We start from the raw sequence: 26,930 nt of genomic DNA, 5'->3' as shown, positions 1-26,930 counted from the left end.
GAGAACCTATTGTGCAGAAAGGGGTGGCGGGGTATACAGAGGTCGGGTGTATATCTGTCGTGCTGTAAATTTAATTACAAAAGGATGCCGGCGTGCCGGACGGTCAGAAACTCTTTGCAGGCGCGCGTCTGCGCAGGCTGCGGCGCGATCTGGGCCAGACCCAGGCGCAGTTCGCCGAGAGCCTCGGCGTGTCGGCGAGCTATCTCAATCTGCTCGAACGCAATCAGCGCCCGGTCACCGCGCGCGTCCTGCTCGCACTCGCCGAGGCGTTCGACGTCGACGTGCGCGCCTTCGCCGCCGAAAGCGATCGCCAGCTCGTCGCCGATCTGCGTGAGGCGGCGTCCGACCCGGTGCTGAAGGGCGCCGATCTCGACCGGCGCGATCTCGACGAACTCGTCGACGCCCACCCGCGCGCGGCCGAAGCGCTGGCCCGGCTCTACCAGGTCTATCGCGACACCTCGGCGGCGGCGGCGGACTTCGCCATGCGCGCGGCCGAAGGCGGCGGGGCGGGCGGGGCGCTGTCACCGCTCGAGGAGGTGCGCGACGCGCTGGACGCCGCGCAGAACCATTTCCCGGCCGTGGAAGCCGCCGCGGAGCGCCTGCGCGCAGGCTTCCCGGACGCCGATTCGCTCGAAGCGGCGATGACCCAGCACCTGAAATCGGCCCATGGCGCGGCGGTGCGCACCTATGACGACCAGGTGATGGGCGGCGCGGTCCGGCGCTTCGACTTTCACGCCCGCAAGCTGCTTTTAAGCGATTTGCTGGAGCCGGCGGCGCGCGTGTTCCACATCGCCGCTGCGATCGTCAATCTCGAACTGGCCGAGCTTCTGAACGACGAATCGCGCGGGCCCGAAGGGCTGAGCGAGGATGCGCGCGCCCTGTTCAAGGCGAGCCTGTCGAACTACGCGGCGGCCGCGATCCTGATGCCCTACAAGGCCTTCCACGAGGCCGCCGAAACCGTCCGCTACGACATCGACGCCCTGCGCCGGCGCTTCAACGTCAGCTGGGAACAGGTCTGCCACCGGCTGACCACGCTGAACCGTCCCGGCGCGCGCGGCGTGCCCTTCTTCATGATCCGGGTCGACCAGGCGGGCAACATCACCAAGCGCTTCGGCGGCGGGGTGCTGGCCTTCGCCCGGTCAGGCGGCGGCTGCGCGCGCTGGCGCCTGTTTGAGGCGTTCCGGGCGCCTGAGCGCGTGCACGTGCAGGGGCTCGAACTCACCGACGGGGCGCGCTTCGTCTCCATCGCGCGCGCTGTGACCCGGGCCTTGCCCGACGGCGGCGCTGCGATGAGCGCGGTCGCGGTGGGCTGCGAGGAGAAGGAGATGCACCGGCTGGTCTACGATCCGGGCGATCAGTACACCCCGGTCGGGCTCAGCTGCCGGCTCTGCGAGCGGACCGGATGCGCCGAACGCGCGTTTCCGCCCTTGCGCCGCTCGCTTCGGGTCGAGCCGCACGCCCGCGGCGCCGCGCCGTTCACCTTCTAGGGGGAAAACCGTTCAAGCCCGGCCCGGACTTGGTTATGGTCGGGAAAAGTTTGCGCCGCAGGTATTTCACTCATGCTCACTCCCCGCCGTCAGGCCGCGCTCATCGCGTTTGGACTTTTCGTGTTTCTCGCCGCGCTCGCGATCCATGCGAGCCCGCTGTCTGCGGGATCGCTGGAAGAGCGGCTTCAGTCCCGCGCCGACGCGGCGCTTTACGAAATCCGCGCCGACGCCTGGGCCGAGGTGCGCGTGAACGGACAGGTCGCCACGGTGACCGGCCGGGCGCCCGACCGGGCCGCGCGCGACCGCGCGCTCGCCGTGGTGCAGCGGGCGGACTGGGCGGGCGGCGTGGTCGCAGGCGGGATCACGCGTGTGATCGACCAGACCACGGTCGCCAATATGGACGCCCGGCTGGGCCTGCGCGCCGACTTCTCGAGCGGACGGCTCGTCCTGTCGGGCTTCGCGCCGGATTCCGACGCCGCGACCCGCGTCGTCCAGCAGGCCGAGCGCCTGTTCGGAGACGCTGTGGAAAGCGAGATCCGGCTTGCACCGGGCGCAGCGCCTCTGGGCTGGGAAGCTGCGGTGCGCCTGGGGCTCGCAGAGCTGGCGCGACTCGAATGGGGGTCTGTGCTGATCGAGGGCGAGCGCATGGCGCTGACCGGCCGGGCGGCGAACGCCCAGGCGGTCGAGACGGTGAGGGCCGCGTTTGAAAGCGCCGCGCCGGGCGTGTTCCAGATCGCCGCGCTCGTGCGCACCGAAGGCCAGGACTTCGCCACCGAGATCGCCGACGCCGATCTGTGCGAGCTCGCCGTGCGCGCCGCGCTGGGCGGCCGCGCGATAGGGTTCACGCCGGGGCTCGATACGCTGGCTCAGGGCGCGCGCCCTGCGTTGCGGCGGGCGGGCGAGGCTTATGCGGCCTGCACGACCGGGCCGCTGGAAGTGCGCGTGCGCATCGAAGAGGACGGCGGCGAGGCGCTGGCGCTCGACCGGGCGCGCGCGATCGTCGAGGCGATGGCCGAAGCCGGCCGCCCCGCAGAAGACTTCACGGTGGAGGCCGGACCGGCCGACGCCGAGCGCGCGGTGCGCTTCAACGTCGTGCCCTTCGAGCCGGTCGACCCGGGCATGGGCGAGGCGGAGGGAACCGGCGAGGCGCCCGGCGCGCTCTCACAGGACGAACAACCCGAAGAAGGATGACGCCATGCTCTGGCTGACCTGGCATATGTGGATCCTCATTCTGCTCGCTTTCGCCGGCGGGGTGATCGCCGGCTGGGTGATCCGCGGCCGCTCCGACCACGCGCCCGACGGCGGCGCTAAGTCGCGCCACGACGCGGCCGCTTCGACGACGGCGGCGCCGAACCCCGCCTTCGGCGGTAGCTCGAGCGCTGCGGCTGCGGCGAGCACGCCGCGCACCGGTGAAAGCTCCGGCCCGGCGAGCGAGACCGGCATGGCGACCGGCCACGCGAAGGAAAGCGAGACGGCGTCCTCTGCGCCTAAAGCCGAGCCGAAACCGGCCGCCAAATCCGAACCGTCCAGGCCCAAGGCCGAAAAGCCGGCGGCCAAGCCCGCCTCAAAGGCGGCCGGCGGCGCGTCCAGCAAGTCCGCGGCCAAGCCTGCGGCGAAGAAGACGAACGCAAAGCGCGACGACGCCAAGGACCGGCTGGCCGCTTCCGCGCCCCAGCAGGCGCCGGCGGCCGACGCCACGCCCAAATCGTCTGGGCTCGCGGGCGAGCAGAGCGGCGGCCCCGGCGCGCCGGCGCCGGACGCGAAATCCTCTCCGGCGCCGGACGCCAAGAGCGGTCTGGCGATGAACGCGCCGATGCAGGCCCCCGGCGCGGACGCGGGTCCGATCACCGACGGCCCGCAGGGCGAGACCAGCGCCGGACCCGGCGCGGTCGAGGCGAAACCCGGCGACGACCTGACGCGCATCCGGGGGCTGGGCCCCAAGGCGGCGGAAAAGCTCTCCGGCGCGGGCGTGACCTCGTTTTCGCAGATCGCGTCCTGGAGCGAGAAGGATGTCGAGCGCTACGACGCGCTGATCGCCGGACGCGGCCGCATCAAGCGCGACGATTGGGTCGGTCAGGCGAAGACGCTGGCGGGCTGAGGCCCGGTCGTCGGATCTGGACATGAAAAGGGGGCCTCGATCGAGGCCCCCTTCTTTGTTCGCCGATCAGCGATCGCGCGCGGCGTCAGCTATACCCGATCCACACCGCCACCATCAGCGCCAGCGAGGCGGCCAGGGTGAGCTTGATCATCAGCGGCAGCACGAAGCGGAACCAGCGGTCGTAGGGGATGCCGGCGAGGCCGAGTATCCCCATCAGCACCGCGTTGGTCGGCACGATCATGTTCGAGAAGCCGTCGCCGAACTGGTAGGCGAGCACCGCGACCTGGCGGCTGACGCCGACCAGATCGCCGATCGGCGCCATGATCGGCATGGTCGCGAAGGCCTGCCCGCTGCCCGAGGGCACGAAGAGATTGAGGAGGGACTGCAGGAGGAACATGCCCACGGCGGAAAACGCGGCGGGAACCTCGCCGAGCGGGGCGGCCAGCGCGTCCACGATGGTGTGCAGCACCTGGCCGTCCTCAAGGATCAGCGAGATCGACCGCGCGAACCCGACCAGCAGCGCCGTGGCGGTCAGCTGGGCGGCGCCGGCGATGAAGCTTTCCGCTGCCGCGTCCAGCCTCAGCCGGCCGAAGACGATCGCGGCCAGGGCGAGGCCGAGGAACACGGCGGCGAGTTCGGTCAGCCACCAGCCCTGCAGCGTCACGCCGAGCACCAGGACGACAATGGTCGCACCCAGGGACAGAAGCACGAGGCGGCGCTTCCAGGTCATCGCCGGGTAGGTTTCCGGCGCGGGCGCCTGGGCGGCGCTGATGTCGGCGACCAGGCTCCTGGACGGGTCGGCCTTCACCTTTTTGGCGTAGCTGTAGACGTGGTGAAATCCGATCGCGAAGATCGGCACGGCGATGACAAGCCGGAACCACAGCCCTGACAGGGGCTGAAGCCCGGCGATGTCCTGGGCGACCATGACGGTGAACGGGTTCATGAAGGACACCCCGTAACCCACGCCGTAGCCGACCACCATGATCCCGATCGCGGTCATCGAATCGAGCCGCAACGCGCCGCACAGCGCCACCAGCATGCCCACGAAGGCGAGATATTCCGCCGCCATGCCGAAGCTTGCAGAGAAGACGCCGAACATGAACATCGAGGCGAGCACGAACAGGCCGAGCCGGTCGCGAAACTGATCGAGCATGCCGCCGATCGCCGCGTCGATGGCGCCGGTCGAGCGCACCACGCCCAGCACGCCGCCGATCAGGAACACGAAGAAGATCACATCCGACGCGGACGCCATCGCCCGCGGCACGACGCTTAAGAGGTGCCAGACCGGCAGGGTCGGCGCGTCTTCGATCTCTGCGTAGGTGCCGGGCACAACCATCATCCGGCCGGCCTCGTTGGGCTCGGTCTGGAAGCTGCCCGCGGGCAGGACCCATGTCATCACCAGCGCGGCGGCCATCATGAAGACCATCAGCACCAGGGTGTGCGGGACCCGCAGCCAGGGCTTTTTCGGGGCCTCTACGCTCGTCTCGGCCATGATGTCGTCTCTCCGCCGTTCGGGTCTGGTGACATAGGGGCGTTATGCGGTCGCAAGATCAAGGCCCGGCGGCCGCGCTCGCGCCCGGTTCTGCGGTTCAGCGCCGGTTCGCGTTCAGCAATCGCTCCGCCGCTTCGCTCGCCGGCAGGCGGCCTTCGGCGACGGCGCGTTCGAGCTCCGGCGCGGCGGCCCTGACCTCAGGATCGGCTTTGAAGGTTTCGAGCACGCGCGAGTCCACCATCGACCACAGCCAGCGCACCTGCTGGCCGCTGCGCTTGTGATCGAGCGCGCCTGCGGCCTCCAGCGCCTTGCGGTGCGCCTTCACGGCCTCCCACAGCGCGTCCACGCCGTCGCCGGAAAGGCCTGAGCCTGTCAGCACGGCCGGGCTCCAATGGGGGCTGACGGGCGCGAAGAGGTGCAGCGCGGCTTCCAGATCGCGCGCGGCGCGCCCGGCGCGCGTGGCGTTGTCGCCGTCGGCCTTGTTCACGAACAGGATCTCGGCGAGTTCGAGCAGGCCCTTCTTGATGCCCTGAAGCTCGTCGCCCGCGCCGGGCAGCATCAGCGCCACGAACACGTCGACCATGTCGGCCACCACGGTTTCGGACTGACCGACCCCGACGGTCTCCACGATCACCACGTCATAGCCGGCTGCTTCGCACAGCAGCATGGATTCGCGGGTCTTTCGCGCCACCCCGCCCAGCGTGCCCGCGCTGGGGGAGGGGCGGATGAAGGCGTTTTCATCGACCGCCAGCGCGCCCATGCGCGTCTTGTCGCCCAGGATCGAGCCGCGCGAGCGCGAAGACGAGGGATCGACGGCCAGCACCGCCACCTTGCGGCCTTGCCCGGTCAGACGGCCGCCGAGGGTTTCGATCAGGGTGGATTTGCCCACGCCCGGCACGCCCGTCAGCCCGATGCGCCAGGCGGCGCCTGTCCGATCCATCAGCGCGGTGAGCAGGTCGCGCGCCTCAGCCTGGTGATCGGGCCTTGTGGATTCCACCAGCGTGATCGCGCGCGCCAGCGCGGCGCGGTCGCCGTCAGGGATGCGGCGGGCGAGATCGGCGACGTCGGTCATGGCCAGACTTCAAGCCGGTTCGGGGCGATGGCGCAAGCAGGCGGCCGGGCGGGGCGGGGCGCTATTCCAGCTCGACCGCCTCGACGCGGCCGTTTTCGAGCACCAGGGCGATCTCGCCGCGCTTGAGTTCGAGCGCCTTCGCGCCGAACACATCGCGGCGCCAGCCCTTGAGGGCTGGAATGTCGGCCTTGTCGTCGGCGGCGAGCTTTTCAAGATCGGGCACGGTGGCGATGAGCCGGGCGGCCACGCCTTCCTGCTCCGCGACGACCTTGAGGAAGACCTTCAGCATCTCCACCACCGGGCCGAGATTGCCCGGCGGGGGCGCGGTCTTCTCGATCTCCGGCGCATGCGCCTTGGGATCGTCCATCGCCTCGCGCATCATCGAAAGCAGCCGTTCGGCGGGCTTGGAGCGCTCGAAGCCCTTGGGCACGGCGCGCATGCCAGCGAGGTCTTCAGCGGTGGTCGGACCGGTCTGGGCGAGCTCGTAGAGCCCGTCATCCTTCATGATCCGGTTTCTCGGAATGTCGCGGGTTTGCGCCTCGCGCTCACGCCATTCGGCGGCGACCTTCAGGCCGGCGAGCCATTTCGCGCTGGTCTTCCTGAGCTTCAGCCGCTTCCAGGCGTCCTCGGGATGCATTTGGTAAGTGGCGGGATCGGACAGAAGGCGCATCTCTTCTGCGAGCCAGGCTTCGCGGTCGGCCTCGCGCAGCTTCTCGGCCAGAAGCGGGTAGAGATCGCGCAGGAAGGTGACGTCGGCGAGCGCGTAGGTCTTCTGCTTGTCGCTGAGCGGGCGGCGCGACCAGTCGGTGAAGCGCGAGCCCTTGTCCAGATTTTCGCCCAGCAGCGAGCGGACCAGATTGTCGTAGCTGATCGAGTCGCCCAGTCCGACCGCCATCGCGGCGACCTGGCTGTCGAAGAGCGGAGCGGGAACGAGCTCGCCGCCCATGTGGAAGAAGATCTCCAGATCCTGGCGGCAGGCGTGGAAGACCTTCAGCACGCTTTCATCGCGCAGGAGGTCCCAGAACGGGGCGAGGTCGAGCCCGTCGGCCAGCGGATCGATCAGCGCCTCGCGCGCGCCGCCGGCCGCCTGGATCAGGCAGAGCTGCGGCCAGAAGGTCGATTCGCGCATGAACTCGGTGTCGAGCGCGACAAAGTCGGCCTTCCTGAGGTCTTTGCACAGATGGGCGAGGGCTTCGGTGTCGGCGATCCATTCCATGGGCTGCGGTACTAGCGCCAATCCCGGACTTTGCACAGAGCCGGTTTCACGCCGCCGCCGGCTTGCGGCCGAGCGAGCGGGCGAGGGCGATCAGACCGACAAGGCCCGAGCCCAGCCCGACGAAGACGAACACGCCCTGCATGGGCAGGTCCGCCCGGCTCAGAAGCACCATCACGAAGGGGCCGAGCGTCGCGCCCGCGCCGTTGAGGATGCCGCTGGCCGCCAGCAGCCGTCCGCGCAAGCCCACGTCCGCCCGGCGCTGGGTCATGGCCTGCATCGGCACCAGGAACAGTCCGCCGGAGAAGGCCGCGCCGACGAGGGCGGCGATGATGAGATGGTTCGCCGGATCGGCGACGAAGCCGGCCGCGCCCTGAAGCGCTCCGCCGCCGGTGCGGTCGAGCGTGGCCACCGCGATGAACACCGAAAAGATCAAGAGGCCCGCCGCGCCGATGATGGTGAAGACCCGGCCTTCGCCGCCCCGGTTCAGCACCCCGCAGGTCACAGCGCCAAGCGCGGCGCCGACGGTGAAGAGCAGCTGGAAGACCGCCACCACGGACGGGTCGCCGCCCAGAACGTCGCGCGCGAAGATCGGCAGCACGGTCACGACCGCAGCGGCCAGGGTCCAGAACCAGGCTACGCCGAGCGCCGGGCGCAGCACCGCGCCGTGGCGCATCAGCACGGCGAGCAGGCGGCCGGTCTCCACCACGATGTTCCAGCGCACGCGAAGCTCGGGATTGCTGGCGGGGGCAGGCGCGCCCTGACGGATCGACAGCCAGCCGATCACGGCGAAGACGATGAGCAGTCCGCAGATGATCTCGAGGCCGAATTCAGGCTCGATCAGCAGCGTGCCGCCGATCGCGCCGGCGAGGATCGCCACGTTCACCGCGCCCGAGATGAGGGCGTTGGCGGTGACCAGTTCGCGCGGCTCGAGCAAGGTCGGCATGGCCGAGGTGCGCGCGGGGATGAAGAAGGCGGTCTGAACGCCCATGGCGAAGAGGGCGAGCAACAGGAAGAGCGGCTCGCCGAGCAGGAAGCCGGCCGCGGCGGTCGCCATCAGCCAGATCTCGGCGAATTTCATCACCCGCATGATCTTGGTGCGGTCGTAGCGGTCGGCGACCTGGCCCGCGACGGCGGAGAACAGGAAGATCGGCAGGGTGAACACGGTCGCCGCGATCGGCGCCATCTCCTCGCGCGGCAGGCCGAACACGGTCAGGCCCTGATAGGAGGCCAGGGTGACCAGGCTCCAGCGGAAGAGATTGTCGTTGAAGGCGCCGAAGGTCTGCGCCGCCCACAGCGGGGCGTAGCGGCGCTGACCCATCAGCGAGACGGCGAGCTTGAGGCTCATTTACAGGCCCTCCCCAACGAGGGCGTTGGTGCGCGCCTCGATCACGGATTCGAGTTTGGCCATGAAGGCGTCCTTGTCCATGCCCGGTTCGATCGGGTCGAGGAACTCCACCACTACGCGGCCCTTGCGCTTGATGAAGCTCTGCCGGTCCCAGGCGAGGCCCAGGCTGGTCGCCACCGGCGTGCAGGGGCGCTGCAGCGCGTCGTAGAGCCGCCAGACGCCGGTGCGGTAGCGGTGCATCTCGCCGGGCGCGGAGAGATGGCCTTCGGGATAGATCAGCAGGTCGCGCGGATCTTCCAGCATCGAGTCGATGCCCTCCTGAAGCCGGGCGCGAGCCTCCTCGCCGCCCTGGTTGGACAGGACGATCGCGCCGGCTTTCCTGAGGATCCGGCCGACCAGCGGGAATTTCAGCAGATGGTCGCCGCTGACGAAGCCCAGCCGCGCGATCTCGCTGAGCATGACGAAACCGTCCCCCCAGCTCTGATGCTTGGCCGCGATCACGGCGGGGCCTGCGGGCAGGCGCTCGCGGCCTCGGACCTGGATGTGGACCCCGGCGACGTATTTCAACGCGGCGACCTGGGCCGAGCCGTACATCTGAAGGCCCCAGCCCAGAAGCCGGCGGCCGGGAACCAGCGCCAGGATCGTGCAGGCGAGGGCGGCGATCACGGTGATCACCCAGTAGGCGACTTCATACAGGCTCGACCGGATCAGCGTCTCGGCGTCGGGGCGTTGGGTCTTGGTGGCGGCCATCGGGCGCGTCTCCGGCGTTTCGGTCTTCATGCGGTCCGAGGTGAAATCGGTCATCGGTCTCAGCCTTGCTTGAGGGCGGCCAGCGCGGCGCGTGCGAGCGCCTCGGCGTGGTCGGTCATGCGGTCATGGATGCGGCCGGCCATGCGGTGGGCGGCGGGCTGGATCGCCACGCCCAGCGCCACGGCGGCCTTGAACTCGGCGTCGCCTTGCGGGCAGTCGCCGTCCCGCATCGCCTTTTCGATCCGGGCGGCGATCAGCGCGGTCGGGTCGGGCCGGCCGGGGCGGTCGGTCTTGCCGAAGCGGAACATGTGGGTGAGGTGATATTCAAACAGCACCCGGTCCTCGTCGGCGGCCTTGCAATAGGCGCCCACGACCCGGCGCACCGCGTCCTCGAACCCGCTCGCGCCTTCGATCGCATCGCGCACGAGCTTGTGGAGCCGGGCGTGGATGGTCTCGAACAGGGCGAGCGAGAGGTCGTCCTTGTTCTTGAAATGACGGTAGATCAGCCCTTCGCTCACCTTGGCGGAATCCGCGATGCTGCGCGTGGTCACCGCGTCCACGCCGTGAAGCGCGAACAGGGTCAGCGCCGCGCGTTCGATGCGCGCCTTGGCCGTGCCGTCCACCGCGGTCACGCCGCGTCCGGGATCGTTCTCGCCGAGGCTCTGGATCAGTGCGTCGTTCATCGCCTTCGTCTCCCTGGCCGGGCCGGCCGGGCTTGGCCGGACCCCGCGTCCGTGCGGCGAGGCTCCAGCCGTCGCCGCGATGGTTCGTAGTGAGCGCTCACTCACTGGGCTCGCGCCGCATCGTCTCAGATCGCCAGATCCGATGTCCGCGTAAGTCAGTGAGCGCTCACTCAGTCATCGCCCGCGCCGCGTCGTCTCAGATCGGCAGCGCCGACGCTGCAGTGAGTCAGTGAGCGCTCACTCACTAGGTGCTCATGCCACATCGTCTCAGATCGCCAAATCCGATGTCGGCGTATGTTAGTGAGCGCTCACTCAGTCATTGTCTGCGCCGCGTCGTCTCAGATCGACAGCGCCGACGCTGCAGAAGGTGAGTGAGCACTCACTCATGAGTGGGTTCTATCTGTAGGATCTCGGGCTGTCAAGTATGAGTGAGTGCTCACTCACATTGGCGTGGCGCCTCTCGTTCTCGGTGCACGGCCTTAGAGCACCACCTTAGAGCCGACCGGTTTCGACGCCGAGACGTGAGGTTCCTGCGCTTGTGCATGGTGCCGTCGCGGCTGGGAGCACCGCCGGATCCGCCGCCGAGAAGGGCGGGCTAAAGCACCCCTGATGCGCAGCATTTCCGGCCCGGGTCGCTGCGGGATCGGCGGCTGATGAGTGAGCGCACAGATAGATGACTCGCAGAGCTCCGGCCTGGACAACCAGGATCCGTCCTAGATGACTCGCCGCGCTCCGGCTTGGACACCCAGCCTGCGCGAAATCCCGGCGCGGCGCGTGGCGGTGATCCGCTTCAACGGCCTGATGGGCGAGGGGGGACCCGTTCTTGATGACTCGTCATGAGGAGAGCCTCGCTTATGACGGCCTCTCGTCCCATGGCTGATGCGACCCAGAGGCCGGAGTGAGCGCTCACTTAACCCGGCGTGCGCGCTTCCGACGTCAGACCACTTTGGGGACCCCGCGCCGCTGCCGCACCCGGCCCTGATGGCCCGAATTGAGTGAACGCTCACTCATTCTGTGCGCCCCAGCAGGAAAATCGTGCCGCGGAAACCTCGAAAGTGAGTGCTCACTCACTGCTGATCAGGCGAGCGTCCCGAACATGGCCGCCGTGGATGGACGCTCACCTATCCGGGGGCCGTCGCCGCTCAGTAGACGCTGCGTCTTAGGTCGACATGGGTGTCGGGCGCGCGGGTTTCGAACATGCGCGGGTCGGGTTCGGCGGTGAGCGTGATGAAGATCGTGTGCATCTCGAAAAAGCTGCCGCGATGGCTCCCGCCGAGCGAGCGGCGGGCGCGCATGTTCCAGTCCAGCCTGAAGATTTCGCCGGGCGCCAGCACCTTGATCGGGGAGGGCAGGTAGTCCGGCCAGCGGGTCTGGCGTATTTCCGCCGCAGGCTCGTTGAGGCTGATCTCGACACGGTCTTTCTTCAGCGCCGGGACGGTCACGTCGGTCTTGTAGAGGTTCAGAGGCTCGGGCTTCAGTCCGGCGCGGCAGACCTCCCGGAAGTCCAGATCCGGCTCGACGGCGTAGCGGTCGTGACGCCAGACCTTTTCGTCCGCGGGCGGCAGCTCGGGCAGGCGGGCGGGGCCGTCCAGCCGGGGCGGCCGGACAGGCTTGTCGGCGCCGCGGCTTTGCTTAGTAAAGCGCACCCAGTTGTCCTGGATGATCAGCTGCAGGCCGGGCTTTTTCATGAGGGGGAAGTCCTGGCGCGGTGCGCCTCTGCTTCGAGGTCCCGGGTGCGCGACTGCACCCGCTCTTCAAGCGCGCGGCGGAAGCCGGTCTGGTCTTGGCCGGGCGTCATCGGCGGGAGGAATTCCACCACCGCCGTGCCGGGATGGAGCGTCCATTCCTGTTCGGGCCAGAAGCATCCCAGATTGGTCGCCACCGGCACGACGGGGCGGCGAAGGTCGCTGGCGAGCTTCCACACGCCGCGGCGGAAGCGCTTGGCGCCGCCGACCGGGGTGAGGCCGGCTTCAGGAAAGATCAGCGCGGAGCGGCTGTCGGCGGCCAGGCGCGCCACGCCCGCCTCGAACGCGCCGGAGGCGCGCTTGCCCGCCGCGTCGTCGACGACCACCGCTTCGGCTTTTTTCAGATACAGCCCCACGATGGGAAAGCGCAGCATGTGATCGCCGATCACGTAGGCGAGATCCTTGTCACGAGCCAGATGCACGAGCCCGTCGCCATAGGACTGGTGCTTGGCGGCGAACACCGCCGGGCCCAGGGCCTCCAGATGCTCGAGCCCGCGATACTCGACCCGAACTCCGCACAGGCCGAGCCAGCCCCGGAAGAGGCTCGCGAACAGGCCGATCGCGGCGACCGCCGGGCCCCGGCCGGGCAGAACCAGCACCGGCAGGCAGAGAAGGGCGAGGCCGCCGGCCAGCGCCCAGAACCCGGTATGAAAGACGTGTGCGCGCATGGGCGTGCAGATTTCGGGCGTTCGCGAACGATGGCAAGCGGCCCTGCGCTTCGTCCCCGCCTTGACAGGCAAGGCGGTTTGCTTGCTTTTCCGCGTCTCTGTCGCCAAGGCCAAGATCGAAACGGACGTCTTTCCATGCACGCCTATCGCACCCATACGTGCGGCCAGCTGCGCAAGCCCGACGTGGGCTCGACTGCGCGGCTGTCCGGCTGGATCCACCGCAAGCGCGACCATGGCGGTCTGCTCTTCGTGGACCTTCGGGACCATTACGGCCTGACCCAGTGCGTGCTGGAGCCGAGCAATCCGAGCTTCGCCACGCTGGAAAAGCTGCGCGTTGAAAGCGTGGTGCAGGTGACCGGCGAGGTCGTCGCGCGTTCGGCCGAAACGGTGAACGCGAACCTGCCCACCGGCGAGGTGGAGCTCAGGGTGAGCGATCTGCACATCCATTCGGCCGCCGAGGAACTGCCGCTGCCGGTGTTCGGCGAGCCGGACTGGTCTGAAGAGGTGCGCCTGAAGCACCGCTATGTCGACCTGCGCCGGGAGAGCCTTCACAAGCGCATCGTGCTGCGCGCGCAGATCATCGACAGCCTTCGCAAGCGCATGGTCGATCAGGGCTTTCTGGAATACCAGACCCCGATCCTGACCGCGTCCAGCCCTGAAGGCGCGCGCGACTTCCTGGTGCCCTCGCGGCTGCATCCGGGCAAGTTCTACGCGCTGCCCCAGGCGCCCCAGCAGTTCAAGCAGCTGATCATGGTCGCGGGCTTCGACAAGTATTTCCAGATCGCGCCGTGCTTCCGCGACGAGGACGCCCGCGCCGACCGCGCGCCGGGCGAGTTCTACCAGCTCGACATGGAGATGAGCTTCGTCACCCAGGAAGACGTCTTCCAGGCGATCGAACCTGTGCTGGCGGGCGTGTTCCGCGAATTCGCCGCCGGCCGCACCGTTCCGGACGAAGCCTTCCCGCGCATCCCCTACGCCGAGGCCATGCGCAAGTACGGCTCGGACAAGCCTGATCTGCGCAACCCTATCGAAATGCAGGCGGTGACAGAGCATTTCGCCGGCTCGGGCTTCAAGGTCTTCGCCGGGATGATCGAGAAGAACCCCAAGGTCGAGGTCTGGGCGATCCCTGCGCCGAAAGGCGGCTCACGCGCGTTCTGCGACCGGATGAATTCCTGGGCGCAGAAGGAAGGCCAGCCGGGTCTGGGCTATGTGTTCTGGCGCGAGGAGAACGGCGCGATCGAGGGCGCCGGCCCGATCGCGAAAAATATCGGCGAGGCGCGCACCGAGGCGATCCGCAACCAGCTGGGCCTTCAGCCCGGCGACGCGGTGTTCTTCGTGGCCGGCGAGCCCAAGAGCTTCGTGCAGTTCGCCGGCGCCGCCCGCAACCGGGTCGGCCGCGAGCTGGAACTCTACGAAGAAAACGTCTTCAAGTTCTGCTGGATCGTCGATTTTCCGATGTACGAGTGGGACGAGGAGAACCGGAAGGTCGAGTTCTCCCACAACCCGTTCTCGATGCCGCAAATGGACCCCGACGCCTTCATGGCGCTGGATGCGAACGACCACGAGACCCTGCTCGATCTCAAGGCCTGGCAGTACGACATCGTCTGCAACGGCGTGGAGCTGAGTTCGGGCGCGATCCGGAACCACCGTCCGGACGTGATGCTCAAGGCGTTCGAGTTCGCCGGCTATGGCGCCGAGACCGTCGAAGAGGCGTTCGGCGGCATGCTCAACGCCTTCCGCTACGGCGCCCCGCCGCACGGCGGCATCGCGCCGGGCGTGGACCGGATCGTCATGCTGCTGGCGGGCGAGGAAAATCTGCGCGAGGTCGTGATGTTCCCCAAGGACCAGCAGGCCCGCGACCTGATGATGAACGCCCCGGCCTATCCCGAGGCGCGCCAGCTGCGCGAATTGCATCTCAGAACGGTGATACCCGACGAGAAATCCCGCGGATAAGCGGCGTCGGATTCACTTTCAGAACGACGCCTGACGTCATCGAAAAGAACGCCCCGGTCATCAACCGGGGCGTTTTTCGTCGGAACGGGGATATCACCCGCCCCAGCGGCTCACCCTGGGGGCTTTTCTGGGCCGTTCGGTCGGCGCCTCGGCGGCCGTGCCGAGATAGATGAAGCCCGCGACGTGTTCGCCGGGGTCGAGGCCGAGGGCCTTCTTCGTCTCCCGGTCATAGGCGTACCATTCGGTGAGCCACTGGCTGGCGTAGCCCATGGCGCTCGCGGCGACGAGCAGGGTCTGGCAGACCGCGCCGGCGCTGAGCACCTGTTCCCATTCGGGGATCTTGTGGTTCTCCGCGACGTCGCTGATCACCGCGATCACGACCGGCGCGCGGGTGAAGCGCTCACGCTCCAGCGCGTAGCGTTCGGGCGGGGCTTCGGGTTCGAGTTCGCGCAGCCGCGCTTCGAGGATCTCGCCGAATTTTGCGCGCGCTTCGCCCTCGAAGACCACGAACCGCCAGGGGAAGAGCTTGCCGTGATCGGGCACGCGCGCGGCGATGGTCAGCAGCGTGTCGAGCTCCTGCGCCGAGGGGCCGGGCCCGGTCATGTCCTTGGCCCGCGTCGAACGCCGGCGGGCGAGCAGATCGAGGGTCTCCGCGCTGCGGCGTGCGGCGTCGAGCGGCTCGTTCGGGGCGGGGAAGTCGGGACGGTGGGGCATGAGGCGGGACCTGGACCGAGTTCTGGGGCGAGTTCCGGGGCGACCGTCCGTGTTTTGACGGATTGCGCGCAAGGCCGGTATACCTGAAGCTTGTGTCGCGTCTTCGCAAGTGCGGGACGACAGGATCGTGCGAGCGAGGGCGGATGGCCGCTGAAACCCACTCCGACGACGAGCTGAGCCCGGCCGAGCGCCGCCGCCGCAAGGTGCGCGATTCGATCATCGACGCCGCCGAGACGATCTTCGCCGAGGAGGGCGAGGCGGGGCTGTCCATGCGCCGCATCGCCGAGCGGATCGATTACTCCCCGGCCGCCCTCTACAAGTATTTCGACTCCAAGGAAGCGCTGTTCCGCGAGATCCGCGAACATTTCTACGAGCGCCTGCTCGCCCGGATGCAGGCGGTCTGCGCGACGATCGAGGAAGGCCCCAAGCTGTGCACGCTGTGCATGCGCGCCTATGTCGAGACGGGGCTGGAACAACCCTCCCATTACAAGCTCGCCTTCGCCAGCTGCGCGGACGACGAGCGGGTGGAGGAGGGCAGCTACGCCTACGCCGCCGGAGAGCATCTTCACAAGATGATCGCGGAATCCATGGAGGCGGGCTGGTTCCGCAAGGTCGATCTGGGCCTCGCCGCGAATTCGGTCTGGGCGGCCTCGCACGGCCTGACCATGCTGGCGGTCACCCTGCCGGGCTTTCCTGAAGAAAAACCCGGACGGCCCGATCTCAATCTCGACGAGATGATCCGCTTTCACGCCGAGATGGTGATGCGGGGTCTGGCCGCGAAGAAGCTGCTGGACGCGTTCGACGCCGGGGCTGATTTCTAAAAAATCGGAAAAAGTGAACGCTGTTTACTAGGCGAACGGCGTTCGCTGCGCTATCTTGCATGCCGTCATTCAGGGCGGGAGCGGCCATCATGGCGCGCACAGGCATAATTTCATTCGGAAAATTCGGGCTCGGCGTGGCCGGGCTCGCTACCGCTCTGGCGATCGTGATCGTGCTGGTCAGCACGCTGCGCAGCGCCGAGGCCGGGCCCGGCGCGCCGCTGGACGCCGACCCGATGCCCGTCCGGGTCCATGTCGCGACCTTCGAAGACGCCGCCGAGATCGAATCGCGCTTCCCCGCGCTGATCGAGCCGCGCCGGTCGAGCGCGCTGGGGTTCGAGGCCGGCGGCCGGATCGCCGAGATCGCAGCGGACACCGGCGACCGGGTCGCCGCTGGCGCCATCCTCGCCCGGCTCGACACGCGAACGCTGGAAGCCCAGCTGGCCGCCGCCCGCGCGCAGACGGACGCTGCACGGTCGCGCGCCGCCCTCGCCGAGACCACGCTGTCGCGCCAGAGGCGGCTGGTGCAGCAGGGCCATGTCTCCGCTCAAAGGCTCGACGAAGCCGACGCCGAGGCGCGCGCCGCGCGCTCGCAGGCTGCGGCTGCGGAGGCGGACGCCGCTGCGCTTCAGGTGCGGATCGCTCTGGCGACGATCGAGGCGCCCTATGACGGGGTGGTCACCGCGCGCTTTGCAGACGAAGGCGCGATCGCCGCGCCCGGCGCGCCGGTGCTTCATCTGGTGGAGGACGGGATGCTGGAGCTGCGCGCGGGCCTGCCTGAAGCCGAGGCGCGAAGGCTCGAACCGGGGCGCGCCTACCGGGTCGAGATCGGCGATCGCGAGGTGCAGGCCGTGTTCCGCACCGCCACCGGCGTGATCGACCCGCAGGGCCGCTCGGTGACCGCCGTGTTCGAGATCGAGCCCGGTGAGACCGCGCGCAGCGGCGAGGTCGCCCGGCTGATCCTGCCGACAACGCTTCAGGCGCGCGGCTTCTGGGCGCCGGTCGACGCGCTCGCCGAAGGCCGGCGTGGCCTGTGGTCGATCTACGTGCTGGGCGAGGGCGACGCGCTGGAGCCCCGCCCGGTGGAGATCCTGCATTCCGAGCAAGACCGGGTCTATCTCGCCGGCGCGGTGGAGGAGGGCGCACGCTTTCTGTCCACCGGAACCCATCGCGTCGCGCCGGGCATGGCCGTGCGCGCGATCAACGAGGGCTGAGCGGTGGTCTCGATCTTTTACCGCTATCCGCGGCTGACCCTGCTCGCGCTGTTCCTGATCGTGGTCAGCGGCGTGGCCGCGCTGGGCGTGCTCGGCCGGCAGGAGGACCCCACCCTCGTCAAGCGCTACGGCAACGTGGTGGCGATCTATCCCGGCGCGGACGCCGAGCGGGTCGAGGCGCTGGTGGTCGAGCCGATCGAGCGGGCGCTTCTGGAACTGGTTGAGATCGACGAGATCAATTCGTCCTCAAGGGCCAATATCGGTTTCATCGACATCTCCGTCCGCGAAGATCTCACCGCTGATCAGGTCGAGCAGGCCTGGACGCTCATCCGCGACCAGGTCGCCCTGGCCGAAACGCGCCTGCCCGACGGCGTGCTGCCTGTGCAGGTCGAGCAGGTCTATCTGGGCGCGGCGACGCTGATCGTGTCGCTGGACTGGCCCGAGGGCGCGGAAGGCAGCTCCGGCGCGCTCAGCCGGCTCGCGCGCGATCTCGAGGATCGGCTGAGAAACGTCGCAGGCACCGAAGAGACCCACGTCTACGGCGACCCGCAGGAAGAAGTCCGCGTCGTGCTCGATCCTGAAAGCGCGGCCGCGCTGGGGCTGACCGCCGCGGACGTCGCCGCCATCCTCGCGCAGTCGGACGCCAAGACGCCGGCGGGCCGGATCGCAGGCGACCGGCTCGATCTGACGCTGGAAGTCGCCGGCGCGTTCGATTCGCTCGACCGGTTGCGCGAGGTCCCGATCGCCCAAGGTGAGGCGGGTTTCCTGCGCCTGGGCGACATCGCCACCATCGAGCGGACCATCGCGCGCCCGCAAAGCGCGGTGCCGCTGCGCAACGCCGAGCCGGTGATCATGGTCGCCGCCTTCCTCGAACCCGGACTTCAGGTCGACGCCTGGGACGCCCGCGCGCAGGCCGCCGTCGCCGCGTTCGCCGAAGCCAATCCGGGCGTCGAGGTCGAGATCATTTTCGACCAGTCGAGCTATGTGATCGACCGGCTGGCGGGGCTGGGGCTCAATCTCCTTTTCTCCGCGCTCATCGTCTTCGCGGTGCTGTTCCTGATGATGGGCTGGCGCTCGGCGCTGATCGTGGGATCGGCGCTGCCGCTGACCGTGCTTCTGGTGATGGTGCTCATCAACCTGTTCGACGAGCCGCTGCACCAGATGTCGGTCACGGGCCTGGTGGTCTCGCTGGGGCTTCTGATCGACAACGCCATCGTGGTCGTCGACGACTACAAGCTTCTGAGGTCGCGCGGCGTGGCGCGGCTCGACGCGCTGGAGAAGGTGATCCGGACCCTGTTCGGACCGCTTCTGGCGTCCACGCTGACCACCATCTTCGCCTTCGGCCCGATCGCGCTTCTGCCCGGATCGGCCGGCGAGTTCGTCTCGATGATCGGGGTGTCGGTGATCTTCGCGGTCAGCGCGTCCTTCGTGCTCGCCTTTACGGTGATCCTCGCGCTCGCGGCCTGGTTCGACGATACGCGGGAGGAGGAGGGCGCAGCGCCCTTCTGGCACGACGGCCTGCGGTCCAAGCCGCTCGCCTGGATCTACCGAAAGGCGCTGGATGCGATCATCGCCCAGCCGGTGCTCGGGATCGCGGTGAGCCTGGTCTTCCCCATCGCGGGTTTCATCGCCGCCTCCACGCTGCCCTCGCAATTCTTCCCGCCGACAGAGCGCGACATGTTCCAGATGCGCGTGACCCTGCCGCCGGGCACGGCGATCGAGCGCACGATCGACCGGCTGGAGGGCGCCACCGAGCTTCTCTACGGCTATGAGGGGGTGGAGGACGTCGTCTTCTTCATCGGCGAGAGCGGGCCGCGCGTGTACTACAACATGCTCGGCGGCACGCAGGGCCGGCCGAACTTCGCGCAGGGCTTCGTGCGCACCGAGTCCCCCGAAGCGACCCGCCGCATCGTCACCGACTTCCAGCGGCTTGCGCGCGAGCGCTTCCCCGACGCGCAGTTTCTCGCCATCCCGTTCGAGCAGGGCCCGCCCAGGCCCGCCCCGATCGAGCTTCAGGTGATCGGCCCCGACCTCGCCGTGCTCGATCAGGCGGGGGCGGACATCCGCCGCGCGCTCTCCCAGGTGCCTGGCGTGACCTACACCGAAGCCCAGCTGCAGCTCGGCGAGCCGGTCGTCCGCTTCGAGGCCGACGAGGCGTCCGCCAGCGCGGCGGGGCTGACGCTGACAGGCCTCGCCGGCCGGCTGCGCGCCGAGATCGACGGCGTGGTCGGCGGCTCCGTGCTCGAAGGCGTCGAAGCCCTGCCGGTGCGGGTCGTGGCGCCTGACGCCCGCCGCGGCTCGCCCGATCTCATCGCCGGCACGCCCCTGCCGATGAGCGGTTCGGCGCCGGTCGGGGTCGGCGCGCTCGGCCCGGTGACGCTGCAGCCCGAGACCGCGCTCATCACACGGATCGACGGCGAGCGGGCGAACCCGATCTACGCCTTCCTCGACCCGTTCGTGCTGCCCGCCCCGGTGCTCGCCCGCTTTGAGGAGATCCGCGCCGCCGACGGTCAGGACCCGCCGCCGGGTTACCGCATCGCGGTGGGCGGGGACGCGGAGAACCAGGGCGACGCCATGGCCGACCTGATGAGCACGGCCCTGCCGCTGTTCACCCTGATGATCGCGGCGGTGGTGCTGGCCTTCAATTCATTCCGCTACGCCGGAGTGGTGTTCGTCTCGGGCTTTCTCAGCGCCGGGCTCGCCATGTTCGGGGTGTGGATGTTCGGAACGCCTCTGGGGTTCAACGCCATCATCGGATCGCTTGGCCTGGTGGGCCTGTCGATCAACGGCACGATCGTTGTGCTGTCCGCGCTGAGGGCCGATCCGGCGTCTGTGGCGGGCGATCCCGAGGCGATCCGGGAGACGGTGGTGGACGCGACCCGGCACATCCTGGCCACCACGCTGACCACGATGGGCGGGTTCCTCCCGCTTCTGATCGAAGGCGACAGCTTCTGGCTGCCCTTCGCCTCGGCCGTGGCGGGCGGGGTTGCGGGCTCGGCGGTGCTGGCGCTGGTGTTCGCGCCCTCGGGCTTCGTTCTGCTCAGCCGGTTTGACCGGCCGCGCGTCACCCACGAGGCTGCACCCGCCTGAACCGGAGGGCGCTGATGAGCACCAAGCGCGGACCCTGGACGATCACGTCCGAGCGCGTCGCCTACGACAATCCCTGGATCTCCGTGCGCGAGTACCAGGTGATCCGGCCCGACGGCGCGCCGGGGCTTTACGGGGTGATGGAGCCGAAAAACCTCGCCGTGGGCGTGCTGCCGCTGTTTGAGAACGGCGACACGCTGCTGGTCGGCCAGCACCGCTTCGCGCTCGACGCCCATTCCTGGGAATTGCCCGAGGGCGGCGGGCCGCTGGGCGAGGACCCGCTCGAAACCGCAAGGCGCGAACTCGCCGAGGAGACCGGCTACACCGCCGCGCATTGGGCGAAGCTGACGAGCTTCGACGTGTCAAATTCGGTCACCAACGAACGCGCCGAGGGCTATATCGCCTGGGCGCTGAGCGAAGGCGCGCCGGACCGCGACGGCGCCGAAGCGGACATGACCGTGCGGCGGACGCCCTTTCAAACCGCGCTCGCCATGGCCATGTCAGGCGAGATCAGGGACGCGTTCACGATTGTGATGCTGACGACCGCCGATCATCTGGCCCGCACCGGCGCGCTTGACCCTGCGCCTGCGGCGGCCATCCTGAACGGCGCAAAGGGAGAGGCGCGATGACGCTCGCCGAAACCAAATTACAGAGCGCCTCGGCCCGGGACTCCGTCTGGTCGCGGCTGCGCTTCGATGCGGCGTCCTCCAGCGCCGGCGAGCCGATGCTCGCGAGCTATATCAACGCCGCGATCCTGCGCCACGAAACCTTCGAGGACGCGCTCGCGCACCGGGTGGCCGAGAAGATGGCCGACGCCCAGCTCGACGCGCTGCAGGTCCATGACGTCGCGCGCGCCGCGTTCGAGGACGATCCCGAGATCGCCGATCAGGCCGCCGCCGACATGCTGGCCGTCGACGAGCGCGACCCGGCGGTGCGCTCGCTTCTCCAGCCCTTCCTCTATTTCAAGGGCTTCCACGCGCTGCTCTGCTATCGCGTGGCGCACTGGCTGTACCGCAACGACCGTGAGTCGCTCGCCTTTCACCTGCAAAGCCGGATGAGCGAGCGCTTCGGGGTGGACATCAATCCGGCCGCCCGGATCGGGCGGGGGATCATGATCGACCACGCGACCTCGGTGGTGATCGGGGAGACCGCCGTGGTCGGCGACGACGTCTCCATCCTGCATGAAGTCACCCTGGGCGGCACGGGCTCTGAAGACGGCGACCGCCATCCCAAGATCGGCAACGGCGTCCTGATCGGCGCGGGCGCCAAGGTGCTCGGCAACATCACCGTCGGCGACGAAGCGCGTATCGCGGCCGGCTCGGTGGTGCTGCAGCCGGTGCCGGCGCGCTGCACGGTCGCCGGCGTGCCCGCGCGCCCGGTCGGCGGCGCCTGCGCGGAGCCCGCGCGGACGATGGATCACACTTTGCCCGAGAACACGCCGCACAAATAGGCTAGGGCCGATACCGCACGCCCGGCGCGCTTTCGGTCCGTAGCGGCGCGGCGATGTTGGCGAATTCGGTCAGAAGCGTGCGCGTCTCGGCGGGGTCGATAATCTCCTCAACCCAGTAGCGTTCGGCCGTCTTGAAGGGCGAGGAGAGGTCGCGCATCGCCTTTGACAGCTGAGCCTTCATCGCCTCGGGATCGTCCGCCTTTTCAAGCTGCGCCTTGAACGCGGCCTCCACCCCGCCTTCGAGCGGCAGGGAGCCCCAATCCCCGCTGGGCCAGGCGTAGCGATAGCGAAAGCGGGTATGGTCCATCATCGCCGCGCCGGCCACGCCGTAGGCCTTGCGGATGAGGATGGTGCACCAGGGCACGCTCGCCTGATAGATCGCGCTGAGCGCCTTCGCGCCGTGCCGGATGGTCCCTGCGCGCTCGGCGCGGGTGCCGATCACGAAGCCGGGCACGTCGACGAGGTGGACCACCGGCAGGCGGAAGGTCTCCGCCAGATCGACGAAGCGGGTGATCTTCTGTGCGGCTTCGGCCGTCCAGCCCCCGCCATAAACTTGCGGATTGCTCGCCAGCACCGCCACCGGCCAGCCGTCGAGCCGGGCCAGAGCCGTGATCACGCTGGCGCCGAACGCGCGGCCCATCTCGAACACGCTGCCTGCGTCGAAGACCGAGGCGAGGATCTTCCGCATGTCGTAGGCGTAGCGCTTGTCGCGCGGCACGATCTCGCGCAAGGCCGCGTCGCCCCGGTTCGGATCGTCGGTCGTGGCCTTGCGCGCCGGCGCGGTTCCCGCCCGGTCGGGCAGATAGCTCAGAAACCATTTCGCCGCCGCCATGGCGTCGGCTTCGGTCTCGTAGGCATCGTCCGCGGCGCCTGCGGCGAGCTGGATGTCCGCGCCGCCGAGCTCTTCCTTGGTGACCTGCTCGCCGATGCCGGCGACGACCGGCGGGCCGGCGACGAACATCTGCGAGAGGCCTTTGACCATCACGCAGTAATGGCTCGACACCGCCCGCGCCGCGCCCAGCCCCGCCACAGGGCCGAGCGCCAGGCTCACCACCGGCACGCGGGAGAGATTGCTCACCACATGGTCCCAGCCCGGATTGAAGGGCACGTAGCTCGCGCCCATGTCCAGGATGGATTTGACCGAGCCGCCCCCGCCCGTGCCCTCGATCAGCCGGATCAGCGGCAGGCCCAGCTCGCCGGCCATCTTTTCGGCCTCGATCTGCTTTTCGACGATCGCCGCGTCCGCCGCGCCGCCGCGGACGGTGAAGTCGTCGGCGACCACAGCCACCCGGCGGCCCTCGATCGTACCCCGCCCGAACAGGCAGTTCGCCGGGGTGAAGCCGGTAAGCGTTCCGTCCTCGCCGTGATGCGGCGTTCCGGTGATCGAGCCGATCTCCCTGAAGCTGCCGCCGTCGAGCAGAAGATCGATCCGCTCGCGCACATTCAGCCGTCCGGCCGCCTTCTGCCGGGCCAGCTTTTCAGGCCCGCCCATGCCTTGCGCCAGCGCCTGACGCTTGCGCAGCGCGTCGATTTCGTCTTTCCAGCTCATCGTTCCCGCTTTATCGCCGCCTGAAAGCCAGTTCGTGACCAGTTTCCCCTTCGAGATCGCCGCCGTCGACGGCGCCGCCCGCACCGGGGTGTTGAAAACTCCTCGCGGCGACATCCGCACCCCGGCCTTCATGCCGGTGGGCACCGCGGCGACGGTCAAGGCGCTCTACCCCGAGCAGGTGCGCGAGGCCGGCGCGGACATCATCCTGGGCAACACCTATCACCTGATGCTGCGCCCGGGCGCGGAGCGGGTGAAGCGGCTGGGCGGGCTTCACGCCTTCATGCGCTGGAACGGGCCGATCCTGACGGACTCAGGCGGATTTCAGGTGTGGTCGCTGGCGGGCCTCAGGAAGATGACCGAGGAGGGTGTGGCCTTCAAAAGCCATCTCGACGGGTCGAAACACATGCTGACGCCTGAGCGCTCGATCGAGATCCAGGCCGATCTTCTGGGCGCGGACATCTCCATGCAGCTCGACGAGTGCACGAATTTTCCCTGCACTCGGGACGAGGCGGCGAACTCCATGCGCCTGTCGCTGCGCTGGGGCGAGCGCTCCAGGGCCGCGTTCGGCGAGCGCGAGGGCCAGAACCTGTTCGGCATCGTTCAGGGCTCGGTGCACGAGGATCTGCGCCAAGAGAGCGCCGAAGGCCTGATCGAGACCGGATACGACGGCTACGCCATCGGCGGGCTCGCGGTGGGCGAAGGCTTCGAGACGATGTGCCAGGTGCTCGATTTCACCACCCCGCACCTGCCCAAGGACCGCCCGCGCTATCTGATGGGCGTGGGCAAGCCGATCGATCTCGTTGAAAGCGTCGCGCGCGGCGTGGACATGTTCGACTGCGTCATGCCCACCCGCTCGGGCCGGCACGGCCAGGCCTGGTCCGATTACGGCCCGGTGAACCTCAAAAACGCGCGCTTCGCCGAGGACCTCGACCCGCTCGCGCCCGAGATCGATTGCCCGGCCAGCCGGGACTATTCCAAGGCCTATATCCACCACCTCGTCCGCGCCGGCGAATATCTCGGCTCGATGCTGCTGAGCTGGCACAACGTGGCCTATTACGAACACCTCATGGCCCGCATCCGCGCCGCGATCGCCGCAGGCGAGTTCGAGGCGTTCCGGAAGGAATTCCGGTCGAAGTGGGACGAGGGGGCTGGGTGAGGGCGCAACTCCCTCCCCTTGATGGGGAGGGTCCGGCCGAAGGCCGGGGGTGGGGTGAGGATCGTAGACGCCGAGATCTGCAGACGCCGGCGCTCCCCCCCACCCGACCCGGACCTGCGGTCCGGCCCACCCTCCCCACAAAGTGGGAGGGAGTTAACTGTCGCGATTGCAGAAACGTCAGAGCTTAAAGCTCAACGCAACTCCCTCCCCTTGATGGGGAGGGTGTCAGGCGAAGCCTGACGGGTGGGGTGAGGATCGTCGAGCGCCGTCAGCCGGAAAAACGAGAACCGAACCCCAAAAAGAAAGCGGCGCCGGCCTTCCGGCCGGCGCCGAGCGTGGGCGCGTGCAAGGGGAGGATGCGTTGCGCCTAGGCCGGGGCGATGCAAAGGGGAACCCCGACCCGAGTTCGGGTTCGTATCAGATCAACGCGTACCGTCTTCGGTCGGTTCACTCTGATCGTCTTCAAAAGGATTATCGCTCAGCGGATAGTCCGAGACGTTCGCCTCGTTGAACTCCCGCATGGTCTCGATGTCGGATTCCTCGTAGCGGACCTGAAGCACTTCCTCGCCTTCATACTCGGTCAGCCGCCAGTTCGAGCCGTTGAGCTCGACTTCGCGTCCGCCGATGTCGAGGAAGCCGCCGGTTTCGACCACGATGGCCTCGGGCGTCCGGCCCGCGCCTTCGCGGACCCGCTCGACGTCGCCGATCCGTTCGCCGGTGCGCGAGTAGACGTCGGTGTCGACCCATGCGTGATCGTCGGTCCACTGGTCGGTGTTCCCGGTGTCCTCGCCATAGTTGCGGCCGGTTTCACCGGTTGCGGCGGCCGTCGTGTCCTCGAGGCCGGTCTGCATGCCGGTCTCGTCCTCTTCGGTCCAGAGTTCGCTGTCGGTCTCGAACGCGTCGCCGTCTTCATAGCCGAGATCGACGCGGCCGGAGTCCTCGTTCCAGCTCCACTCCTGATCGCCGCGTTCGACCTGGCGGCGGCCCATCTCCTCGGTGAGGATGACGATGGCGACGGGCAGAGCCTCGCCTTCTTCGCGCTGGACGCGCTCGATCCGGTCGAGGCGGGTGTCGTCCGCAGCGTAGGCGTCGCGGCCGGCCCAGTCGTCGTCGGTTGACCAGTCGGACTGGCCGCTCATCGCGGACTGCTGGCCGGACTGCTGCTGACCGGTCATGCCGGCGCGGGCGGAGTCCTCGCTCATGCGGGTGCTCTGACCGGTCTGACCACGCTGACCGCTGGCCCAGGTCTGGCCGGACTGGGAGTCCCGCGCCGTCGTGGCGCCGTTATCGGCGTCGGCCGCGTCGCCGGCCTGACCGCCGCGGTTCGCACGGTCCATATCGGACGTCCCGGCGTTCATCTGCTCGGACTCGTCGGGCGTGTCGGTCCAGGCGTCGTCCTCGATCACGTCCTCGGCGTCGCCGCGCTGCAGACGGGTGGCGGTGTCGTTCTGATCGCCTTCCCAGCCGCGTTCGGCGCGCGGTTCGCGGTCATAGCCGTCCGAGACGTTCTCATCCATCTCGCCGCCGTTGGCGCTTTCAAATTCGCCGGTGTCCTGGGCGGCGTCGCGAGCGTTGGAGGCGGCGTTCTGCGTGGCCTGACGGGCGTCGGCGCGCTGGCCGGTCTGGCTGCCCGTCTCGCCGTCATCGCTCATCCAGGTTTCGGTCTCCACGTCGGTTTCGACGTCCGAGCCCATGTCCGCGCCCTGGCGCTCCTGCATGCCGGTCCGGTCTTGCGAGCCGCTCTGACCGCCGCGGTCGGTGGTCTCAGACCGCCAGCCGCTGGAGCGTGCGGGCTCGGTGGAGACCATCTCGTATTCGGGCATGTCCTCGATGTCCTCGGTGGTGTAGTCCACCGTGATGAGGGTGAGGGAGTCCATGTCCGAGGCGGTCTCGCCGCCGGACTGTTCGGTCTCCTCATCGTCGCCGCGGCCGAAATTCCACCAGCGGCGCTCGTTTCCGTCGTCTTCGGAGCCGCTCTCGGCGGACGCGGCCTGATCCGCGCCGTTGGAGAAGGACCAGCCCTGGGGCAAATCCTCGCCCGTGATCACCGTCGCGCCGTCGCCGTAAAGGGCGATCTCGCGCATGCCGACGCCGAGATGGTCTTCGGTGTCCACCACGATGGCGTTCGGCTCGCTGTTACGGCCCGAGCCGGCGCGAACCCGTGCGACCGTGCCGACGGTCTCGCCGTCCTCGCTGTAGACCACGGCGCCGGCCCAGTCATGATCGGCGTTCCAGTCGGCCTCGTCGGCGCGCTGGAGTTCCTGGTTCTGCTGGCCGCGCGTGTTGTTAGTACGTGTGTCCTGCTGGCTTTGCCCGGCGCGCTGGTTCTGGCGGTCTTCTGCGCCTTGCTGGTCGGACTGGGCGAAAGCGGGCGCCCCGATCAGGGCGGCGGCGGCGGCGGACATGAGAAGCTTGTTCATAAGCGGCTCCTTG

The 26,930-nt window shown here is 68.7% G+C and carries 21 protein-coding genes; 10 read left to right on the top strand and 11 right to left on the bottom strand.

What is annotated here, in order from left to right:
* Positions 1-92 precede the first annotated feature (92 nt).
* The 3 genes from ABL308_14280 to ABL308_14270 all read left to right on the top strand — a co-directional run bounded on the left by ABL308_14280 (position 93) and on the right by ABL308_14270 (position 3,585).
* Positions 93-1,487, top strand: coding sequence for a short-chain fatty acyl-CoA regulator family protein (locus ABL308_14280; protein ID XBQ16107.1), 1,395 nt, complete (start codon positions 93-95; stop codon positions 1,485-1,487).
* A 72-nt stretch (positions 1,488-1,559) separates the two neighbouring features.
* Positions 1,560-2,678 (top strand): hypothetical protein, encoded by a 1,119-nt coding sequence (locus ABL308_14275; GenBank protein XBQ16106.1) that lies wholly within the window; start codon positions 1,560-1,562, stop codon positions 2,676-2,678.
* A gap of 4 nt (positions 2,679-2,682) precedes the next feature.
* Complete coding sequence (locus ABL308_14270) at positions 2,683-3,585, top strand: hypothetical protein (protein ID XBQ16105.1); 903 nt, start codon at positions 2,683-2,685, stop codon at positions 3,583-3,585.
* 85 nt (positions 3,586-3,670) lie between these two features.
* Here ABL308_14270 and ABL308_14265 read toward each other — a convergent pair whose 3' ends face one another.
* The 8 genes from ABL308_14265 to ABL308_14230 all read right to left on the bottom strand — a co-directional run bounded on the left by ABL308_14265 (position 3,671) and on the right by ABL308_14230 (position 12,556).
* Entirely contained in the window at positions 3,671-5,077 is a 1,407-nt protein-coding gene (locus ABL308_14265) for a TIGR00366 family protein (GenBank protein ID XBQ16104.1), read from the bottom strand.
* A 97-nt stretch (positions 5,078-5,174) separates the two neighbouring features.
* Positions 5,175-6,149 (bottom strand): methylmalonyl Co-A mutase-associated GTPase MeaB, encoded by a 975-nt coding sequence (gene meaB / locus ABL308_14260; GenBank protein ID XBQ16103.1) that lies wholly within the window; start codon positions 6,147-6,149, stop codon positions 5,175-5,177.
* Between the two features lie 61 nt (positions 6,150-6,210).
* Positions 6,211-7,365 carry a ribonuclease D gene (gene rnd / locus ABL308_14255; protein ID XBQ16102.1) on the bottom strand — a complete coding sequence of 385 codons (1,155 nt, stop codon included), beginning with the start codon at positions 7,363-7,365 and terminating at the stop codon, positions 6,211-6,213.
* A gap of 46 nt (positions 7,366-7,411) precedes the next feature.
* Entirely contained in the window at positions 7,412-8,710 is a 1,299-nt protein-coding gene (locus tag ABL308_14250) for an MFS transporter (protein ID XBQ16101.1), read from the bottom strand.
* Positions 8,711-9,514 carry a lysophospholipid acyltransferase family protein gene (locus tag ABL308_14245; GenBank protein ID XBQ16100.1) on the bottom strand — a complete coding sequence of 268 codons (804 nt, stop codon included), beginning with the start codon at positions 9,512-9,514 and terminating at the stop codon, positions 8,711-8,713.
* Positions 9,515-9,519: 5 nt separating this feature from the next.
* Positions 9,520-10,143, bottom strand: coding sequence for a TetR/AcrR family transcriptional regulator (locus ABL308_14240; GenBank protein ID XBQ16099.1), 624 nt, complete (start codon positions 10,141-10,143; stop codon positions 9,520-9,522).
* Between the two features lie 1,142 nt (positions 10,144-11,285).
* On the bottom strand, positions 11,286-11,831 hold the full coding sequence (locus tag ABL308_14235; protein XBQ16098.1) for a hypothetical protein: 546 nt from the start codon (positions 11,829-11,831) through the stop codon (positions 11,286-11,288).
* Positions 11,828-12,556: a lysophospholipid acyltransferase family protein gene (locus ABL308_14230; GenBank protein ID XBQ16097.1), complete on the bottom strand. Its 729-nt coding sequence runs from the start codon at positions 12,554-12,556 to the stop codon at positions 11,828-11,830. The genes ABL308_14235 and ABL308_14230 overlap by 4 nt, the downstream gene beginning before the upstream one ends.
* 135 nt (positions 12,557-12,691) lie before the next feature.
* Between ABL308_14230 and aspS the strand changes: the two genes are divergently transcribed.
* Complete coding sequence (aspS, locus tag ABL308_14225; protein ID XBQ16096.1) at positions 12,692-14,509, top strand: aspartate--tRNA ligase; 1,818 nt, start codon at positions 12,692-12,694, stop codon at positions 14,507-14,509.
* A gap of 93 nt (positions 14,510-14,602) precedes the next feature.
* On the opposite strand, the gene ABL308_14220 is transcribed toward aspS, so the two are convergent.
* A complete protein-coding gene (locus ABL308_14220; GenBank protein XBQ16095.1) occupies positions 14,603-15,223 on the bottom strand; it encodes a nitroreductase in 621 nt (206 codons plus the stop codon).
* A 143-nt stretch (positions 15,224-15,366) separates the two neighbouring features.
* Between ABL308_14220 and ABL308_14215 the strand changes: the two genes are divergently transcribed.
* The 5 genes from ABL308_14215 to cysE all read left to right on the top strand — a co-directional run bounded on the left by ABL308_14215 (position 15,367) and on the right by cysE (position 21,792).
* On the top strand, positions 15,367-16,044 hold the full coding sequence (locus ABL308_14215) for a helix-turn-helix domain-containing protein (GenBank protein XBQ16094.1): 678 nt from the start codon (positions 15,367-15,369) through the stop codon (positions 16,042-16,044).
* Between the two features lie 89 nt (positions 16,045-16,133).
* Entirely contained in the window at positions 16,134-17,255 is a 1,122-nt protein-coding gene (locus tag ABL308_14210; protein ID XBQ16093.1) for an efflux RND transporter periplasmic adaptor subunit, read from the top strand.
* A 3-nt stretch (positions 17,256-17,258) separates the two neighbouring features.
* Positions 17,259-20,345, top strand: a complete 3,087-nt coding sequence (locus ABL308_14205) for an efflux RND transporter permease subunit (GenBank protein ID XBQ16092.1) — start codon at positions 17,259-17,261, stop codon at positions 20,343-20,345.
* Between the two features lie 14 nt (positions 20,346-20,359).
* Positions 20,360-20,971: an NUDIX hydrolase gene (locus tag ABL308_14200; protein ID XBQ16091.1), complete on the top strand. Its 612-nt coding sequence runs from the start codon at positions 20,360-20,362 to the stop codon at positions 20,969-20,971.
* Positions 20,968-21,792: a serine O-acetyltransferase gene (gene cysE, locus ABL308_14195; protein XBQ16090.1), complete on the top strand. Its 825-nt coding sequence runs from the start codon at positions 20,968-20,970 to the stop codon at positions 21,790-21,792. Before ABL308_14200 ends, cysE begins: the two co-directional genes overlap by 4 nt.
* A 1-nt stretch (position 21,793) precedes the next feature.
* On the opposite strand, the gene ABL308_14190 is transcribed toward cysE, so the two are convergent.
* Entirely contained in the window at positions 21,794-23,341 is a 1,548-nt protein-coding gene (locus tag ABL308_14190; protein XBQ16089.1) for a carboxyl transferase domain-containing protein, read from the bottom strand.
* A 34-nt stretch (positions 23,342-23,375) separates the two neighbouring features.
* On the opposite strand from ABL308_14190, the gene tgt reads away from it, so the two are divergent.
* Entirely contained in the window at positions 23,376-24,497 is a 1,122-nt protein-coding gene (tgt, locus tag ABL308_14185; GenBank protein ID XBQ16088.1) for a tRNA guanosine(34) transglycosylase Tgt, read from the top strand.
* A gap of 422 nt (positions 24,498-24,919) precedes the next feature.
* On the opposite strand, the gene ABL308_14180 is transcribed toward tgt, so the two are convergent.
* Entirely contained in the window at positions 24,920-26,917 is a 1,998-nt protein-coding gene (locus tag ABL308_14180) for a hypothetical protein (GenBank protein XBQ16087.1), read from the bottom strand.
* Between the last annotated feature and the right edge of the window lie 13 nt (positions 26,918-26,930).

This window comes from Oceanicaulis sp. (genome assembly GCA_040112665.1).
GTDB lineage: Bacteria > Pseudomonadota > Alphaproteobacteria > Caulobacterales > Maricaulaceae > Oceanicaulis.
This window is presented reverse-complemented; position numbering and strand designations above follow the sequence as displayed.

What these genes read in the sequence shown, in the direction of transcription:
- ABL308_14275 (XBQ16106.1), top strand. Translation starts at nt 1,560, where the DNA reads ATGCTCACTCCCCGCCGTCAGGCCGCGCTCATCGCGTTTGGACTTTTC.
- ABL308_14270 (XBQ16105.1), top strand. Translation starts at nt 2,683, where the DNA reads ATGCTCTGGCTGACCTGGCATATGTGGATCCTCATTCTGCTCGCTTTC.
- ABL308_14265 (XBQ16104.1), bottom strand. Translation starts at nt 5,077, where the DNA reads ATGGCCGAGACGAGCGTAGAGGCCCCGAAAAAGCCCTGGCTGCGGGTC.
- meaB (XBQ16103.1), bottom strand. Translation starts at nt 6,149, where the DNA reads ATGACCGACGTCGCCGATCTCGCCCGCCGCATCCCTGACGGCGACCGC.
- rnd (XBQ16102.1), bottom strand. Translation starts at nt 7,365, where the DNA reads ATGGAATGGATCGCCGACACCGAAGCCCTCGCCCATCTGTGCAAAGAC.
- ABL308_14250 (XBQ16101.1), bottom strand. Translation starts at nt 8,710, where the DNA reads ATGAGCCTCAAGCTCGCCGTCTCGCTGATGGGTCAGCGCCGCTACGCC.
- ABL308_14245 (XBQ16100.1), bottom strand. Translation starts at nt 9,514, where the DNA reads ATGACCGATTTCACCTCGGACCGCATGAAGACCGAAACGCCGGAGACG.
- ABL308_14240 (XBQ16099.1), bottom strand. Translation starts at nt 10,143, where the DNA reads ATGAACGACGCACTGATCCAGAGCCTCGGCGAGAACGATCCCGGACGC.
- ABL308_14235 (XBQ16098.1), bottom strand. Translation starts at nt 11,831, where the DNA reads ATGAAAAAGCCCGGCCTGCAGCTGATCATCCAGGACAACTGGGTGCGC.
- ABL308_14230 (XBQ16097.1), bottom strand. Translation starts at nt 12,556, where the DNA reads ATGCGCGCACACGTCTTTCATACCGGGTTCTGGGCGCTGGCCGGCGGC.
- aspS (XBQ16096.1), top strand. Translation starts at nt 12,692, where the DNA reads ATGCACGCCTATCGCACCCATACGTGCGGCCAGCTGCGCAAGCCCGAC.
- ABL308_14220 (XBQ16095.1), bottom strand. Translation starts at nt 15,223, where the DNA reads ATGCCCCACCGTCCCGACTTCCCCGCCCCGAACGAGCCGCTCGACGCC.
- ABL308_14215 (XBQ16094.1), top strand. Translation starts at nt 15,367, where the DNA reads ATGGCCGCTGAAACCCACTCCGACGACGAGCTGAGCCCGGCCGAGCGC.
- ABL308_14210 (XBQ16093.1), top strand. Translation starts at nt 16,134, where the DNA reads ATGGCGCGCACAGGCATAATTTCATTCGGAAAATTCGGGCTCGGCGTG.
- ABL308_14200 (XBQ16091.1), top strand. Translation starts at nt 20,360, where the DNA reads ATGAGCACCAAGCGCGGACCCTGGACGATCACGTCCGAGCGCGTCGCC.
- cysE (XBQ16090.1), top strand. Translation starts at nt 20,968, where the DNA reads ATGACGCTCGCCGAAACCAAATTACAGAGCGCCTCGGCCCGGGACTCC.
- ABL308_14190 (XBQ16089.1), bottom strand. Translation starts at nt 23,341, where the DNA reads ATGAGCTGGAAAGACGAAATCGACGCGCTGCGCAAGCGTCAGGCGCTG.
- ABL308_14180 (XBQ16087.1), bottom strand. Translation starts at nt 26,917, where the DNA reads ATGAACAAGCTTCTCATGTCCGCCGCCGCCGCCGCCCTGATCGGGGCG.